Origin of the sequence: Cuneatibacter caecimuris, from assembly GCF_004216775.1 — a bacterium.
Classification (GTDB): domain Bacteria; phylum Bacillota; class Clostridia; order Lachnospirales; family Lachnospiraceae; genus Cuneatibacter; species Cuneatibacter caecimuris.
In genome coordinates this window covers 291827-307715 of record NZ_SGXF01000003.1, presented here as the reverse complement: position 1 = coordinate 307715, position 15889 = coordinate 291827, and the positions used below count along the sequence as shown (strand labels likewise).

Sequence of the window (15889 nt, the reverse complement as noted above, 5' to 3'; positions counted from 1 at the left end):
TTCATTTCCAAAGGACTTTCACTCAGCCAGAAGAAATTTTCTATTATTTTAAAGAAGATCCGGGGCGGCCTTGCGGCACGCCCCGGATCATCTACCTGCAATCTGCCATTATCCTGCAGATTCATATTTATTCTGTTGCTTCTGTCTCAGACTCTGCGGATTCTTCTGCTGTTTTAGTTTCAGCATCAGGCAATGATTCTCTTGTGCTTTCTCCAGAATCTGTTTCAGCTTCAGTATTTACCGCACTGGTTTCCTCAGGAACGGCTGTCTCTGAAGGTTCCGGCCGGTCTGTTCCCAGGATATCCGAAAACAGCGCATTTACCTGGTCTTCCAGCAAGACCAAATCCACCATGTTTTTGTTATAGGCAGCTGCAGCCAGTTTCCTGAACTTACCCGTGGAAGGATCAAGCACATACAGCGCCATAGGGTGTCCGTGATATTCATCGATCGTGGCGATAAATGCCAAATCCATCTTCTGGCTGTAGACCATTCCCATCTTGCTGCCGGCTGCCAGATCAGACTGTACCCAGGCTACTTCGCCTGCGGAATCTCCATCTTCCATAGACAGATCCGCTTTATAAATCTTATCAATATATCCGTCATAGATCAGAAGCCCTGTCTCTCCGGCAAATACAAATTCCCTGGGGCTGACAATGTTCATCGGCACATGCAGCGCTGCCGCGGCAGCACCGCTGGTCAGATCCAGCTCATAAATATAGTATTCCTCATAGATCATGAAATCCATCTCAGATGCGCCCACAACCATGGCGTACACTTTGCCTGACACCGGGTCCGCCGTCAGGTCCACAACAGAAGGAACACCGTAACTGCTGTCAAAGACATCCCCGTTATCCAGCATTTCCCCGATCCGTTTACTGCTGATCTTTTCAACTGCGCTCATGTCCTCTGTAAACCTCCACAGGTAACCGGAGGTGTCCACTGCATAGAAATACCCGTCGCAGTAAGTGGCTTTAGCAATTTCCAGGCCGCTGTCTGCCGGAGTTTTCTTGCTTTCAGAAATCTTGCCCGGCTTCAGCAGAGGGGATTTTTCCCATCCTGTGGAATTCAATGCATAAATTACCTCGCTGTCGCCTGCAACAAATACCTTGCAGACTGCGCTGGCTTTTCCGCATTCCACCTTAATTTCTGCTTCTCCTTCGTCCTTTGCCGTCACCACGCCGTTCTTATCTACTGACGCGATTTCAGGATTTAGAGATGTAAATGTAAACTCCGCTGATTCAGTCATAACGCTTTGGCCTTCAGCTCGCCGGTTTCACCGGGATAGAGCATTATGGAAGCGCTGTCCAGGAGCACGTTCGTCACTTCTGGGGTCTGAACCGGTATTTCTTTCTCCGGCAGAGTATGCAGCGCAGAAACCAGGCAGCCATTTGTGCCGATCTGTCCCAGATTAACTGTTGACGCATCTTTGGGGTTCACAATCAGCAGCGAAGCGGTGGTAGCCCAGGTCATGGGATCATTATAAGCCTGTGACCAGTAAATATTTCCTGTGTTATGGTCATATCCCATGGACTGATACTGGTTGGCAGAATAGCCGGTAGACCCGATTTGAATCAGGCTGCCGTCATTTTTCCCAATCTGATACAGCATACCTTCACTGTCAATTCCGTACAGTTTTCCATCTGCAGAGCAGGTCATGGCAACCATCCGTGCAGCCAGTTTTGCAATCAGATAAACCTGACCGTCATTCAGATCCACCGCATACAGAGAAGTATTTCCCTCTGTGTTCTTTACGCCGCCAAGAGCGTACATGGAACCGGTGGAATAGTCGAAGGCCATATCTCTCATTTCCGGATAATCTCCAACCACTGTTTTCTCAATCTTAAATGTCTGGGCGTCAAATACCATAAACTGGCCCGCATAAGTAGAATTATCAGTGCCGTATCCGTAAACTTTGCCGTTGTAATATTCTCCCGCGGTCAGCGCATAGGCGGAACCATCCGCCAGCCCCTCGCCCTTGGAAAGGTCATTGTCTTTAAATTGGCCCCAGAAATCCTGTGCTCCGCTTCCCAGGTCCGCCAGAACAAAACCTCTGATATTTCCTCCGGACTTCATAACCTGTACAGTAAACTGTACATCCTGCTGTCCCGACAGGCTTCCGGACACCTTTGTGGTTCCCGGCTTCTTCGCAAGGATTATGCCATTCTCGATTGTGGCAACATCGGGGTTTTCAACGGTCCAAACCGCATTTCTGTCCGTAGCATTAAAGGGCAGGATATCTACCGGAACGCATTTCTTCGCACCTTCCAGCATCACCAGGGGATCCTCTGACACTGTCATGCTTTCCACCGGAACCTTCTCCCGTTCAGGAACATTTTCCGGCACCACATAGAGGGAAGAAATCTGCGCTCCGCTGTCCACAGCGCCCAGCGCCAGCGCTTTTCCGCTGTCCGGATCAATGTACATCAGTCCTACCTGTCCGCCGTTTGAAATCATGGACCAGTAAATTCCGCCGCCATTGTGGTCATAGGCCATACTCTGTGTATAGGAAGAAGCGCTGTAGCCGGTGGCTCCAATGCTCTCCATCTTCTCCAGCCGGGCGTTCCATTTGTTAAGGACGCCGGATTCAGAAAGAATATAGATCGTGCCCTCTGTCGATATTGCCAGAGCAGTGGCGGGATAACCATTATCATCCACCAGTGTTCCCACGGTCTGCATTTTGCCGGTCAGCACATCAATGGCCACCAGCTTAGGCTGGCCTGTTGCAGTTTCCTGCGCGATGCCGTACAGATATCCATCCGCATAATTATATGCCATATCGGCCATTACAAAGTCTGTTCTGGGGGCAGAGATCCTCTCTGCTTCCATTGTTTCTGCATTGATTCTGTACAACTCTGTGGCCGCGCTGTAGGCATAGACATACCCGTCCAGGTATTCGCCTGCATAGTAAGCCAGTATGCCGTTTTCTGTCAGTGCCTTTGCCTGTTCTGTATTGCCGGCATTAAAGGAAACCCACTGATTAAACATAGTATTTCCAGTCATTACAAACCCGGTAAGATCTGCCTGCGGATTCACTACCTTAATTCTGCAGACCGCCTGAAGTTTCCCATCCGCTGTTTTTACTGTTACTTCGGTTTCACCCACTCCATTAGCTGTAACATTTCCATATTCGTCCACCTCTGCCACATTAAGATCAGCAGAACTCCAGACCAGATCTCCAGTCACCGCATACCAGGGAGTTTTAACCACGTTCAGCTGCTGGCTGCCTCCGGGCAGCAAGCTCACGCTCTTTTGCTGCAGGCTGATCTTTTCCGCAGGAGCTTCAGCAGGAAGGCTGAACCCTCTTCCGTCCAGCTTCAGCAGACCCACTACCTCAGCATTGCCGGCAATGGTTCCCACTCCGGTCACAGCATAATTATTGAGAACATCAATTTTATAAAGAGTGCCGCTTTCTCCTACATAAGACGCCCACAGGAGGCAGTCCTGCTCATCGTCATAGACCATGGACTGTGCGTAGGACGGGTAGCCGCCAACGACAGCAGGCAATTCAAGCAGCTGATCCGACCATTCTCCGCTGGCTGCATTGATCAGTTTCAAATTGCCCATGGTATCAATACCATAGAGCTTACCATCCTTGCCAAAAGCCATAGCCACCGCAGTGTCCATAAAGCCCATTTCTGAGGTCAGCCTGACGGTTTCCCCAGTATAGATGTCAATGCTGTACAGAGCATAATCCGAACCGCTGTAGGCGTAAAGCTTCTCTGTCACGGGATCAAAGGCCAGCTCTCTCACAGAGAATCCCAGTGAAGCAATAGAGTTTCTTTCGTCCCAGTATCCCGGCTTAATGCACAGCAGTTCTTTGTTCGCATCCACTGCCACGATATACCCGCCGACATACTCAGCAGCTGTCAGCGCATAGTCCATGTAGTACTCGCTGTCCAGCACTTTAGCTTCAGCATTCTCCGGATTAATTGCCAGCCAGCCATATACACTGTCATCGCCGTACTGGTCATCATGAACACGGTAGCCGTACAAAGCGTTCTCATCCAGTACCGGATCATTATTTTCCGTTCTGATGACGTATGCGTTTTCATTCAGCGCATAGTCGCCCGGTATCACAGTGAATTCGTTGCCAAAACCGGTGATATCAAACAGCATTGTGCAGTCTTCTCCGGCAGGAGTATCCTCAACAGGATACTGGGCCAGGATCATGGTGCCGCTCTTATTCAAGAAATTCATTCCGGCTACCGCCACATTGTCACTGAAAGTCAGTTCCAGATACTGCTTTCCGGTTCCTTCTTCTGCATAAACTACTGCGTCTTTGATTACCGGCGCTTCTGTGTCAATTGTAATCGGAATCTGCCACTTATCGCTTAAATTGTTCTGGGCATGCTCCCTGTAGTCCAGGTTCATCTCGATATTCAAAGTGAGCTTGGTGTTATTGGGCAGAACATTTCCCTCTGCATCCGTCAGATCATAACCTCTTCCGTACAGGGAGTATACAAAAGGAATGATCATTCCCGCGTCATCCCGGTAGAAAGATTTCGCCACATTCTGTATCGTTTCTTCAAAATATACAGTGCCGTCGTCTCCTACATAGGAAACTTTCATTGCAGCCACATTCCTCAGCAGAGAAACATAAATGTCCTCAATGCTGTCTGCATAGGAATCTCCGTTGGGGGACAGAGAAATCTTATCCGGATCAAATTCTATGTTAAAATAGGGATTGATACCAGGAGCCCAAACACTGTTCTCATCCTCGCCGAACTGCGTCAGCAGCGTATTCGTATACTGGCTGTACTCAGTTTCATCCTCGCTTTCCCAGTAAAAACCGGAATCCAGAATCGGAGCCTTCGTCCAGTCGCCGTAGAAACCCATATAAGGCAGGGACAGATCCACACCGTTACGGTTCATAGCTTCCAGCTGAGTAAAGCCTTCTACATAAATGCCATTCTCAAAATTCGCGTCCATGTACGCCCTGCCGGCGTCGGATACCTGTACATTTACTGTAACAGAAGCAGTTTCACCAGGGTTTACCTTCAGAACCTGCGCGCTCAGATCAACGCCTGTTGTTTTTCCTGTCAGGGCGTCCAGATATGCCTGCACGTCGTCATTGTCCGCATTCTCGTCGCCGTCCAGATTGTAACGGAAGAAATCATCCGCGCTGTCCGCTTCGCCGCCGGGAACCATGAGATACAGCTTGCGGGCGTCAGATGTATTCACCCGGCCGTTCTCATTATAATCATAAGTATATACCATGCTTTCAGAGGTTTCGGAAGAGGAGCCGTCCAGAGCAGCAGGAGTCATGGACATAAAGTTCTTCCCCAGAGCCTCATCGTGCATTACGCCTTCTGTCTGCAGGAGAGTGGACAGATCATAATAAGCTGCATGGCTGGTGATGCTTGTCACCTTAAATGTATAAGAATAAGTACCGCTCTTCTGAGGATCATCCATCAGCTGTGCTTTCGGCATATCCACGCCGTCTACGGACAGATACGCCCCAGTATTCACTGCGTTATAGGCGTTTGCAAGCCCGGACCCCTGTCGGCGGGGAGAAAACATCACGCCATCGCCGTATTCCAGAGGGCTGGATGTGCTCATCAGCAGGGTGTTTACAAAGTTGTGCATTTCCGCATCGGACATTTCCGGATACTTCTCTTTTGCATACTGCGTTACCAGCGCAGCCATACCGGCCACATTAGGAGACGCCATAGAGGTTCCGCTCATCAGTCCATAGGTTCCGTTATCTCTCGTAGAATAAATATTACCGCCCGGAGCCGTGATATCAGGTTCCAGGGACAGATCAGGAGATACGCCCCAGGATGAGAAATCGCTCATCTGGTAAGCAGTCTCGCTGGGCACCACCGCCTGGTCCGTGGAGAAGAGGATCACTGCAGAGGGATTTTCTTCCTTGGCAGATACCAGGTATTCTCCGGCCATCTTCGTGATGGAAGCACAGGGAATCATAGAACTGCTGGAGCTCATATCCATATTGATGGTGCCGGCTGTATTATTGTAAATCAGACAGGCAATCGCACCTGCTTCTTCAGCCAGCTGACATTTCTCCGTGAACGCAGTAACGCCGCGCTGAACCACTGCGATCTTACCGGCCACATCTGCGGCAAGAAAATCATCAATGGTCTGTCCGAAATTTTCCACCAAAGCATAGTCAAGCTGCTGCCCTGCCAGGTTCATCATCGGCTGATTGCTTCCGTTCTGGCCCTCAATGTAGGACATCTTTCTGCCGGCTGTTTCAAAATAATAGCCCTTAATGCCCACATTGTCCACGCTGGCCACAGAGGTGGCATTCACATAGGTTGAAGGGGAGCTGACCGTGCTGTTGTCAGGATTGCTGGCAAGGTTGGAATTGGTTCCCCAGGCATTGCCCTGGCCCAGAGTCGCAGAATTGCCCGCAGCAATCGCCAGGATGGTGTTGGTTTCATTTACCCGTCCGTAGATATCATCAAAAAATTCACCGTCAGATGTAAATCCGCAGGGAGAACCCAGACTCATATTGATCACATCAGCGTCCAGAATCAGTGCGTCTTCAATGGAAGCCAGCACGTCCTCCGCATAAGCGCTGCCGATCCGGCCGAATACCTTCATCACATACAGCTGGGCGTCGGGGGCAACGCCTACCGCCTCTCCGTTGTTCAGGTCGTTTGCCGCAGCAATTCCGGCCACATGGGTACCATGATCTCCCTGAGAATCGGTGCTGTGATTGATTATGAGGTTCGTGTCTGAATAATTGAAGCCATAGGCTATTTTATTGCTGTAGTATACGCTGTCAACCGACAGTCCCGGGTATCTGGAGGCAGCGTTCAGCTGGCCCAGAACAGAACCGATCGTTTCCTGCGTGGCTGAATCTGCTGTCAGCCGGTCTGCCGCCATGGCAGCAAAATTCTGATGGTCTTCATCGATACCAGTATCAATAATTGCGATCTTAATTCCCTTGCCGGTATATCCGCTGGCCCAGGTATCCTCACGGCCAATCATCGAACCGTCAGAGATCGTATAGGTATCCGCGCCCTTATCCATCAGCTGGTATGAAGGCTGCAAAAGCACCTTGTCCACTCCCTCAATGGATTCAATGGCGTCGATCTTCCCATAGGGCACCTGCGCGGCCACGCCGTTAAGCAGCCAGGTGTAGTGGTAGCGGATATCGACATCCCCGCCGTCCAGAACATCATCTTCGATCTTGGAGACTACCGCGTTCTGGCCTGCTTCCAGGAAGACAGACTTCAGTTTTGTCATGGCGTTCAGCTCAGCTTTGCTGTTGCCTTCAATGACGGAATTTCCATCCATCACAATAATAACGCGTACCAGCTCATCCTCTGATACATTTTGATCTTTTAAAGCTTCGCCCACCTGATTGGAGGAACCTTCCTGTTTCAGGTCCACATCCAGGGACTCTCTGTCAATCTTTTCAACAGAAGCCTTCCCTTTATTATCCAGAGAAGCGCTGTCCTTCCCCTGCTCATCCCCCGCAGTTTTATTGCCTGCGCCTGCGGATTCATTCTGGGGCTTCATATCTGAAGTAGTGCCAACGCCATCCGATTCACCGGTTACAGGAGTCAGCTTTTCGGGATCCGCAATATTATCAGGATTTTCCTTTTCCTCACCCTGATGCGTTTCTGAAGCATTGTCGCTTCCGGTATATTTCTCCGGGTCCAGACCTGCTTCTGTCCTGTCTGTTATCGGGCCTGAGGGTTCCTCAGCAGTGGTCTGTTCCGCCGCAGACGCGCTCTCCGGCTGCGCATATGACGCAGTCCCGTCAGCGCTCACCAGGGAGGAGGACGCGAACAGGCAGAATGTCATTATTAATGCTGCTATACGTTTCCGTCTCATTTTGTACCTCTCCTCTCTCTGGATCTTCTCTGGGTCCATACAGCTGCCGCGCATCCGGCCGCGCCGATGCAGATCAGCAGAATGTAACCGCCAAAGTGAGTGGCGTCGCCCGTGCCCGGGGTGGACTCGGTATTCGGCTCAGTCACATCTGATTCCGTAGTCTGTGTTTCCGGCGCCTCTGTTTCTGATTCTGTTGTGGATTCCTCCGGCCCCGGGACATCGTCGCCCACGGTCAGCGCGCCGCCGTCCTGGTCGAAAGCTTCTCCGCCCAGCGCCACGTCGCCTTCTTTATATTCTGACTTTACTGTAAAACCAATTTCCAGCAGCGTTCCTGCAGGAACCGGTTCTCCGGCCAGCCAGCTGATTTTTACTATGCCTTCCTCTGCTGCGTTTACAGAAAACATATCCACTCCGGATGCAAACGTCACATCCTCTTCTTTGCAGGACAGGCTCTTAGAATTATATGTAACAGTCAGCAGGCCGTCAGTAGCCTTTCCGTTTGTTTCAACGGAAACTGTCACCTGGCCGGCGCTCACTGCAACATCAGCGTCAATCCAGATATCCTTTGATTCTGTCTCTGCAAAAGCTGACACGGCGGTGGTTACCATAAGCAGCGCCGTCAATAGCAATGCAGCTAGTTTCTTCATATTTTCCTCCTTAAAATAATCACTTGTATAATAAGGGATCTTTCCGCAGGCCCTTCTCCCTGATTTCTTCATCTCCTCCCCGTTTCCAGGAGAATATCTCCGTCAGCGGCAGCTCCCGTTATACACTTTCCAGCGCCTTTTCTTTATTGCTTTACCGCGTAAAATTCCCTAAAAAAAGAAAATTGAAATCTGGAAAGGGCCAGACTTCGATTTTCTTCTGTCATTCCTTATAAGCAAATTGGTAAAAGCACTAGTTATAATTATAGCTTTTCTTATGACTGTGTCAAGATATATTTTAATATTCAAAATATTTTCCCGAATATCAATATATTAAAAAATTATTATGGTTTTTTCTGTTTTGCCCCGAAGATTCCCCGGCGGGTTCCCGGCCGGAAATACCGGAACGGAATACCCGCCGTCTGCGTCTGAAATCACTGCAGGATCCGCACCCTCAGCACGCCCTCCAAAGCCTGGGCCCGGGTCAGAAAACCAACCGGCGGCTCAGTATCCAGATCAAACATGGCGTAGGCATATTCCCCGCGGCTCTTGGAAATCATATCCGCAATATTCACGCCCGCCTGGCCGCAAAGAGAGGTGAAGCTGCTGATCACATTGGGCATATTCCGGTGCAGCACTGTGATCCGGGCCGCTTTCCTCAGGCCGCCCAGAGAACAGGAGGGAAAATTCACTGAATTCTCAATATTCCCGTTTTCCAGATAGTCCTTCAGCTCTCTCACTGCCATAACCGCGCAGTTATCCTCCGACTCCTCAGTGGAAGCGCCCAGATGCGGCATAGCGATTACGCCCTCCATAGCTGCAGTGCGGGGATTTGGGAAATCCGTTACATAACGGCGCACGCTGCCTGAAACGATTGCTTCCTCCAGCGCCTCTTCATCCACCAGCAGGTCTCTGGCAAAATTCAGCAGCACCGCGCCTTTCATCTGCGCCAGGGCTTCCTGGTTCACCATTTTCCTGGTGCCTTCTGTCAGAGGCACATGGATCGTAATATAATTACAGTTCTGATAAATTTCTGAAGGGTCTTTCACCAGGTGCACATGACGGGACAGAGACAGCGCATGCTCCACATTCAGATAAGGGTCGCAGCCATAGACGTCCATCCCCAGGGAGGTGGCTGCATTTGCCACCAGCACGCCGATGGCGCCCAGGCCGATCACACCCAGTTTTTTGCCCTGGATCTCCGTACCTGCGAAATTCTTTTTGGCTTTTTCCATGGCCTTGGAGATGTTTTCATCCCCGCTGTTCTCCTTCACCCAGTTCATGCCTCCGGCAATATCCCGGGCCGCCAGCAGCATCCCCGCCAGAACCAGTTCCTTAACCCCGTTGGCGTTTGCGCCGGGCGTGTTGAACACCACCACGCCTTTTTCCGCGCAGGCATCCAGAGGGATATTGTTCACACCCGCGCCCGCCCTGGCCACCGCCAGAAGATCCTCCGGCAGCTTCAGGTCATGCATGGCCGCACTGCGCACCAGTACGGCGTCCGCCTGATCCAGCTCCTCCGCTATCTCATATCCCGCATCCAGCTGATCCAGCCCTACCCGGGCAATGGGATTCAAACATTTTATTTTCATTCTGTCATTCCCCCTGCTCATTTAAGATTTTCTTCTTCAAAATTCCTCATGAAGTCCACCAGGGCCTCCACACCCGCCTTGGGCATGGCGTTATATATGCTCGCGCGCATGCCGCCCACGGTACGGTGTCCCTTCAGATTCTCCAAACCGGCAGCCTTGGCTTCTTTCACAAATTTGGCGTCCAGCTCCGCGTCCCCTGTCACAAAAGGCACATTCATCAGGGAACGGCTCTCTTTTTCTACGGTACCGGAAAACATTTTACTGGAATCCAGATAATCATAAAGGAGCTTCGCCTTTTCTTCATTCCGGGCTTTCATAACCTCCAGACCGCCCATCTTCTTCAGCCATTTGAAGACCTTGCCGCAGATATAAATGCCGTAGCAGGGAGGCGTATTATAGAGAGATTCCGCGTCTGCATGTGTTTTGTAGGTCAGCATGGTAGGGGTGCCTGGAAGCACGTCTTCCGTAATCAGGTCCTCCCGGATAACCGCAATCACCACGCCGGCCGGACCGATATTTTTCTGCGCGCCGCCATAAAGCATGCCATATTTGGCCACATCCACAGGCTCAGAGAGGAAACAGGAGGAGATATCCGCTACCAGCGGTTTCCCTTTTGTATCCGGAAGCGTTTTAAACTTTGTTCCGTAAATGGTATTGTTTTCACAGATGTATACATAGTCCGCTTTTTCATCAATAGGCAGATCAGAACAGTCCGGTATGTATGAAAACGTCTTATCTGCGCTGGAAGCCACGCAGTTGGCACGGCCGTATTTCTGGGCCTCCTGGTACGCTTTTTTTGCCCACTGGCCGGTCACAATATAATCCGCCGTCCTATTTTTCATCAGGTTCATTGGAATCATGGCGAACTGCTGTGACGCCCCGCCCTGCAGAAACAGCACCTTATAATTGTCAGGGATATTCATCAGATCACGCAGGTCCTGCTCTGCTTCTTTAATGATGGTATCATATACCTTGGACCTGTGGCTCATCTCCATCACTGACATGCCGCATCCCCTGTAATCCAGCATTTCCTCAGCCGCTTCCTTCAGCACCTCTTCCGGCAGCACAGCCGGCCCCGCGCTGAAATTATACACTCTGCTCATTTCCTACCTCCTGTTCTGGCAGCCGATACGTCGATCCTCTACCATGCTATTGCTTTATCTGAATAAAGTACATGTATTGTATTCTAATCCATAAACTTTATTCCGTCAAGAACTTTTTCCGGATACCATCCTATTCATCCAAAATCCTTTTTATTCAGATCCTCTTCTGCAAAGCATTCGGAAATTGCCGCCCCCGGGGCTACCATCGGGAACACCTTGTCGTCGCAGTCGATCTGGCAGTCGATCACCACCGGAATATTCAGCTCCATGGCCTCCTTCAGCACGGGCTCCAGTTCTTCTTTTTTTGTCACCCGGTAGGCTTTGGCTCCCATAGCTTCCGCCAGCTTCACAAAATCCACCGCGTCGTTGAGCACCGTAGCGGAATATCTCTGGCCATAGAACAGGGTCTGCCACTGGCGTACCATTCCCAGAACATGATTGTTCAGCACTACCTGAATCACCGGGATATTATATCTGGTGGCAGTAGCGATCTCATTCATGTTCATCCGGAAACAGCCGTCCCCCGCGATATTAAACACAGTTTTGTCTTTCCTGCCCATCTTTGCGCCCAGAGAGGCGCCCAGCCCGTAGCCCATGGTTCCCAGCCCGCCGGAGGTGAGCAAAGTCCTGGGCCTGCTGTATTTGTAGAACTGAGCCGCCCACATCTGGTGCTGCCCCACTTCCGTGCAGATCAGGGCGTCTCCCCCTGTCACCTCATAGATCTTCTCGATCACATAAGGGCCGGTCAGCCTGGAATCATCATAGTGCAGCGGGAACTTTTCCTTCATTCCGTTGATTTCAGCCAGCCACTGGCTGTGATCCTGCTGTTCCAGCCTCTGGTTCAGCTTCTGCAGCACCACCTTCACATCTCCGATCACAGAGGCGTGGGTGCGCACATTCTTGTTGATTTCGGCAGGGTCCACATCCAGCTGCAGGACTTTTGCATGTTCCGCAAACTTTTTCGCATTGCCCGTCACCCGGTCGCTGAAGCGGGCTCCCACAGTGATCAGCAGGTCGCACTGCGTCACGCCGTAATTGGAAGTCTTTGTTCCATGCATTCCCAGCATACCTGTGTAGAGAGGATCGTTGCCGTCAAAGGCGCCCTTCCCCATTAAAGAATCTGTCACCGGGCAATCTGCTTTATGCGCGAACTCCCTCAGTTCCTGCCAAGCCTCGGAAATCACTGCCCCTCCGCCCACATAGAGGAAAGGCTTTTTCGATTCCTGAATCATGGAAACAGCAGTTTCCAGATCCTCTTCTCTGATCCTGTCCGTCACCGGAAGCACTGATTCCGGAGTTTTCGCCGTATATTCTGTGGTGTTGGCCGTCACATCCTTCGTCACATCCACCAGCACCGGACCCGGCCTGCCGGATTTTGCGATAATGAAAGCCGCACGGATGGTATCCGCCAGTTTTGTAACATCTTTTACAATGTAATTATGTTTGGTGATAGGCATGGTGATGCCTGCGATATCCACTTCCTGGAAGGTATCCTTGCCCAGCAGGTTCACCGCCACATTTGCTGTAATCGCCACCACCGGCACAGAATCCATATAAGCTGTGGCGATTCCCGTCACCAGGTTGGTGGCCCCGGGCCCTGAAGTAGCCATGCACACGCCCACTTTTCCCGTAGCGCGGGCATATCCGTCCGCCGCATGGGCCGCCCCCTGTTCATGTGAGGTCAGGATATGGGTAATTTCATCAGAATGTTTATAAAGCGCATCATATACGTTTAAAATCGTGCCTCCCGGGTAACCGAATACGGTATCCACACCCTGTTCTTTCAGGCACTCAATAATAATTTCAGAACCAGTCAGCTGCATATTCATCCCTCCTGTCATTTTTTTAAAATCGCGCCTCGGCTGGCATCTGTCACCAGAGACGCGTAGCGGGCCAGATATCCCGTGGTTACCTTGGGTTCCCTGGGCTGCCATTTCTCACGCCGCGCAGCCATTTCTTCCTCAGAAACTTTTACAGTCAGCGTATTGGCGGGAATATTGACCTGTATCAGGTCCCCCTCTTCCACCAAAGCGATGGGGCCGCCCACCGCTGCTTCCGGAGAAACGTGGCCGATGCTGGCCCCTCTGGAAGCCCCGGAGAAACGTCCGTCCGTGATCAGCGCCACTGTGGAACCCAGGCCCATTCCGGCAATGGCGGAGGTGGGATTGAGCATTTCACGCATGCCCGGCCCTCCCTTAGGGCCTTCATAACGAATCACTACCACATCCCCGGCAATAATCTGCCCGCCCTTAATTGCCGCAATCGCGTCCTCTTCACAGTCAAATACTCTGGCGGGCCCTTCGTGAACCATCATTTCCGGCGCCACAGCCGAACGCTTTACCACCGCTCCTTCAGGCGCCAGATTGCCCTTCAGCACTGCGATGCCTCCGGTCTGGCTGTAAGGGTTTTCCACAGGACGGATCACTTCGGGATTTTTATTCACACAGCCTGCGATGTTTTCCCCAACGGTCTTCCCTGTCACAGTCATACATTCTGTACGCAGCAGCCCCTTCTTGTTCAGTTCGTTCATCACCGCGTATACGCCGCCCGCTTCGTTCAGCTCTTCTATGTAAGTATGGCCAGCAGGCGCCAGATGGCACAAATTAGGGGTTTTCGCGCTCAGTTCATTGGCAATTTCCAGATTCAGCTCCACCCCTGCTTCATGGGCGATGGCGGGAAGGTGCAGCATACTGTTGGTGGAACAGCCCAGAGCCATATCCACAGTCAGCGCATTATAGAAAGCTTCCTCTGTCATGATATCCCTGGGGCGGATGTTCTTTTCCAGCATCTCCATCACCTTCATGCCGGCATGCTTCGCCAGCGCCAGCCTCTCGGAGTAAACTGCCGGAATGGTGCCGTTGCCTTTCAGGCCCATGCCCAGGACTTCGGTCAGGCAGTTCATGGAATTTGCCGTATACATGCCGGAACAGGAACCGCAGGTGGGACAGGCATGCTGCTCAAAATCCCGCACGTCCTCTTCACTCATCTTACCGGCAGAATAAGCGCCCACTGCCTCGAACATGGAGGACAGGCTGGTCTTCTTCCCTTTCACATGGCCGGCCAGCATGGGACCGCCGCTGACAAATACGGTGGGCACATTGATTCTCGCCGCCGCCATCAGAAGCCCGGGCACATTTTTATCGCAGTTGGGCACCATCACCAGCGCGTCAAACTGATGGGCCAGAGCCATACATTCCGTAGAATCCGCAATCAGGTCCCGGGTCACAAGAGAATACTTCATTCCCACATGGCCCATGGCGATCCCGTCGCACACCGCGATTGCGGGGAATACCACCGGCACGCCCCCCGCCATGGCCACGCCCATCTTCACGGCATTTACAATCTTATCAATATTCATATGGCCGGGCACGATTTCATTATAAGAACTGACGATCCCCACCAGAGGTTTTTTCATCTCTTCTTCTGTAAATCCCAGCGCATGGAACAGAGACCTGTGAGGCGCCTGCTGCATTCCGCATTTCACTGCATCACTTTTCATTTGAACATCCTCCTGTCATACACGGGCCGCGATCAGGTCGCCCATTTCAGCGGTTCCCACCTTTTTCGTTCCTTCAGAATAGATATCGCAGGTGCGCCATCCTTCTTTCAGCACCTGTCTGACCGCAGCCTCCACCGCGTCCGCTTCACGGTCCAGATCAAAGGAATACCGGAGCATCATCGCTGCGGAAAGAACCGTGGCAATGGGGTTGGCAATTCCCTGTCCCGCGATGTCCGGGGCCGAACCATGGCTGGGCTCATAAAGCCCCAGTTTTCCCGCCCCCAGGCTGGCGCTGGACAGCATGCCGATGGAGCCGGTGACCATGCTGGCTTCATCAGAAAGAATATCGCCGAACATGTTTTCCGTCAGGATCACGTCGAACTGCGCCGGGTCCTTCACCAGCTGCATGGCGCAATTGTCCACCAGCATATGGGTCAGCTTCACCTCCGGATAATCCGCCGCCACTTCTTCCACAACCTTTCTCCAAAGGCGGGAAGAATCCAGCACATTAGCCTTATCCACGCTGATCACATTTTTGCGGCGCTTCATGGCAACTTCAAATCCCTTTACCGCAATGCGGCGGATCTCTTCTTCATTATAATTCAGTACATCCGTGGCCTTTCTGAGGCCGTCCTCTTCTTTTGTCTCATGGACGCCGAAATACAGCCCGCCGGTGAGCTCGCGCATAATCACCATATCAAAGCCTTCCCCGATAATCTCATCCCGCAGAGGGCAGGCGGCTTTTAATTCTTCATATAGGTATGCGGGGCGGATGTTGGCGAACAATTCCAGCTCCTTGCGGATCTTCAAAAGCCCCGCCTCCGGACGCAGGCCAGGCGCCACCGAATACCATCTGGAATTGCCCACGTCACCGCCCACAGCGCCCAGCAGCACTGCGTCAGACGCCTTTGCCGCCGCCACCGCTTCCTCTGTAAGCGGAACCCCGCAGGCATCTATGGAACAGCCTCCCATCAGCAATGTCTCATAAGTAAACCGGTGCCCATACTTTACCGCTACCGCATCCAGCACTTTCCTGGCCTCAGCCACAATTTCAGGTCCAATCCCGTCCCCGGGAATCAGAGCAACACGAAAATCCATCGGAATATCCTCCCCTGTCTCAAGTTATGTATCCTTCATAGTACCTTATTTTCCTTCATTTTGCAAGGAAATCCGCCCTCTGCAAGTATACAGGTTTGGAATCCTTTTAATAACTTCAAGTTATAATGTATACAAAGGTTATAACCT

The 15889-nt window shown here is 51.7% G+C and carries 8 protein-coding genes; all 8 read right to left on the bottom strand.

Translation table 11 applies throughout. The annotated features are described in order from the left end of the window. Window positions 1-127: 127 nt before the first annotated feature. The 8 genes from EV209_RS09650 to leuB all read right to left on the bottom strand — a co-directional run bounded on the left by EV209_RS09650 (window position 128) and on the right by leuB (window position 15742). On the bottom strand, window positions 128-1246 hold the full coding sequence (locus EV209_RS09650; protein WP_130435245.1) for an Ig-like domain-containing protein: 1119 nt from the start codon (window positions 1244-1246) through the stop codon (window positions 128-130). Continuing rightward, window positions 1243-7806 (bottom strand): S8 family serine peptidase, encoded by a 6564-nt coding sequence (locus EV209_RS09645; protein WP_165388888.1) that lies wholly within the window; start codon window positions 7804-7806, stop codon window positions 1243-1245. Before EV209_RS09645 ends, EV209_RS09650 begins: the two co-directional genes overlap by 4 nt. After that, entirely contained in the window at window positions 7803-8453 is a 651-nt protein-coding gene (locus EV209_RS09640) for a hypothetical protein (protein WP_130435243.1), read from the bottom strand. The genes EV209_RS09645 and EV209_RS09640 overlap by 4 nt, the downstream gene beginning before the upstream one ends. Before the next feature lie 431 nt (window positions 8454-8884). Continuing rightward, entirely contained in the window at window positions 8885-10042 is a 1158-nt protein-coding gene (locus tag EV209_RS09635; RefSeq protein ID WP_130435242.1) for a phosphoglycerate dehydrogenase, read from the bottom strand. 17 nt (window positions 10043-10059) lie between these two features. After that, window positions 10060-11145: a 3-phosphoserine/phosphohydroxythreonine transaminase gene (gene serC, locus EV209_RS09630; RefSeq protein WP_130435241.1), complete on the bottom strand. Its 1086-nt coding sequence runs from the start codon at window positions 11143-11145 to the stop codon at window positions 10060-10062. 134 nt (window positions 11146-11279) lie between these two features. Further along, window positions 11280-12968, bottom strand: a complete 1689-nt coding sequence (gene ilvB / locus EV209_RS09625; protein ID WP_207220595.1) for a biosynthetic-type acetolactate synthase large subunit — start codon at window positions 12966-12968, stop codon at window positions 11280-11282. A gap of 14 nt (window positions 12969-12982) precedes the next feature. After that, window positions 12983-14644, bottom strand: coding sequence for a dihydroxy-acid dehydratase (ilvD, locus tag EV209_RS09620; RefSeq protein WP_130435239.1), 1662 nt, complete (start codon window positions 14642-14644; stop codon window positions 12983-12985). A gap of 15 nt (window positions 14645-14659) precedes the next feature. Next, a complete protein-coding gene (gene leuB / locus EV209_RS09615; protein ID WP_130435238.1) occupies window positions 14660-15742 on the bottom strand; it encodes a 3-isopropylmalate dehydrogenase in 1083 nt (360 codons plus the stop codon). Window positions 15743-15889 lie beyond the last annotated feature (147 nt).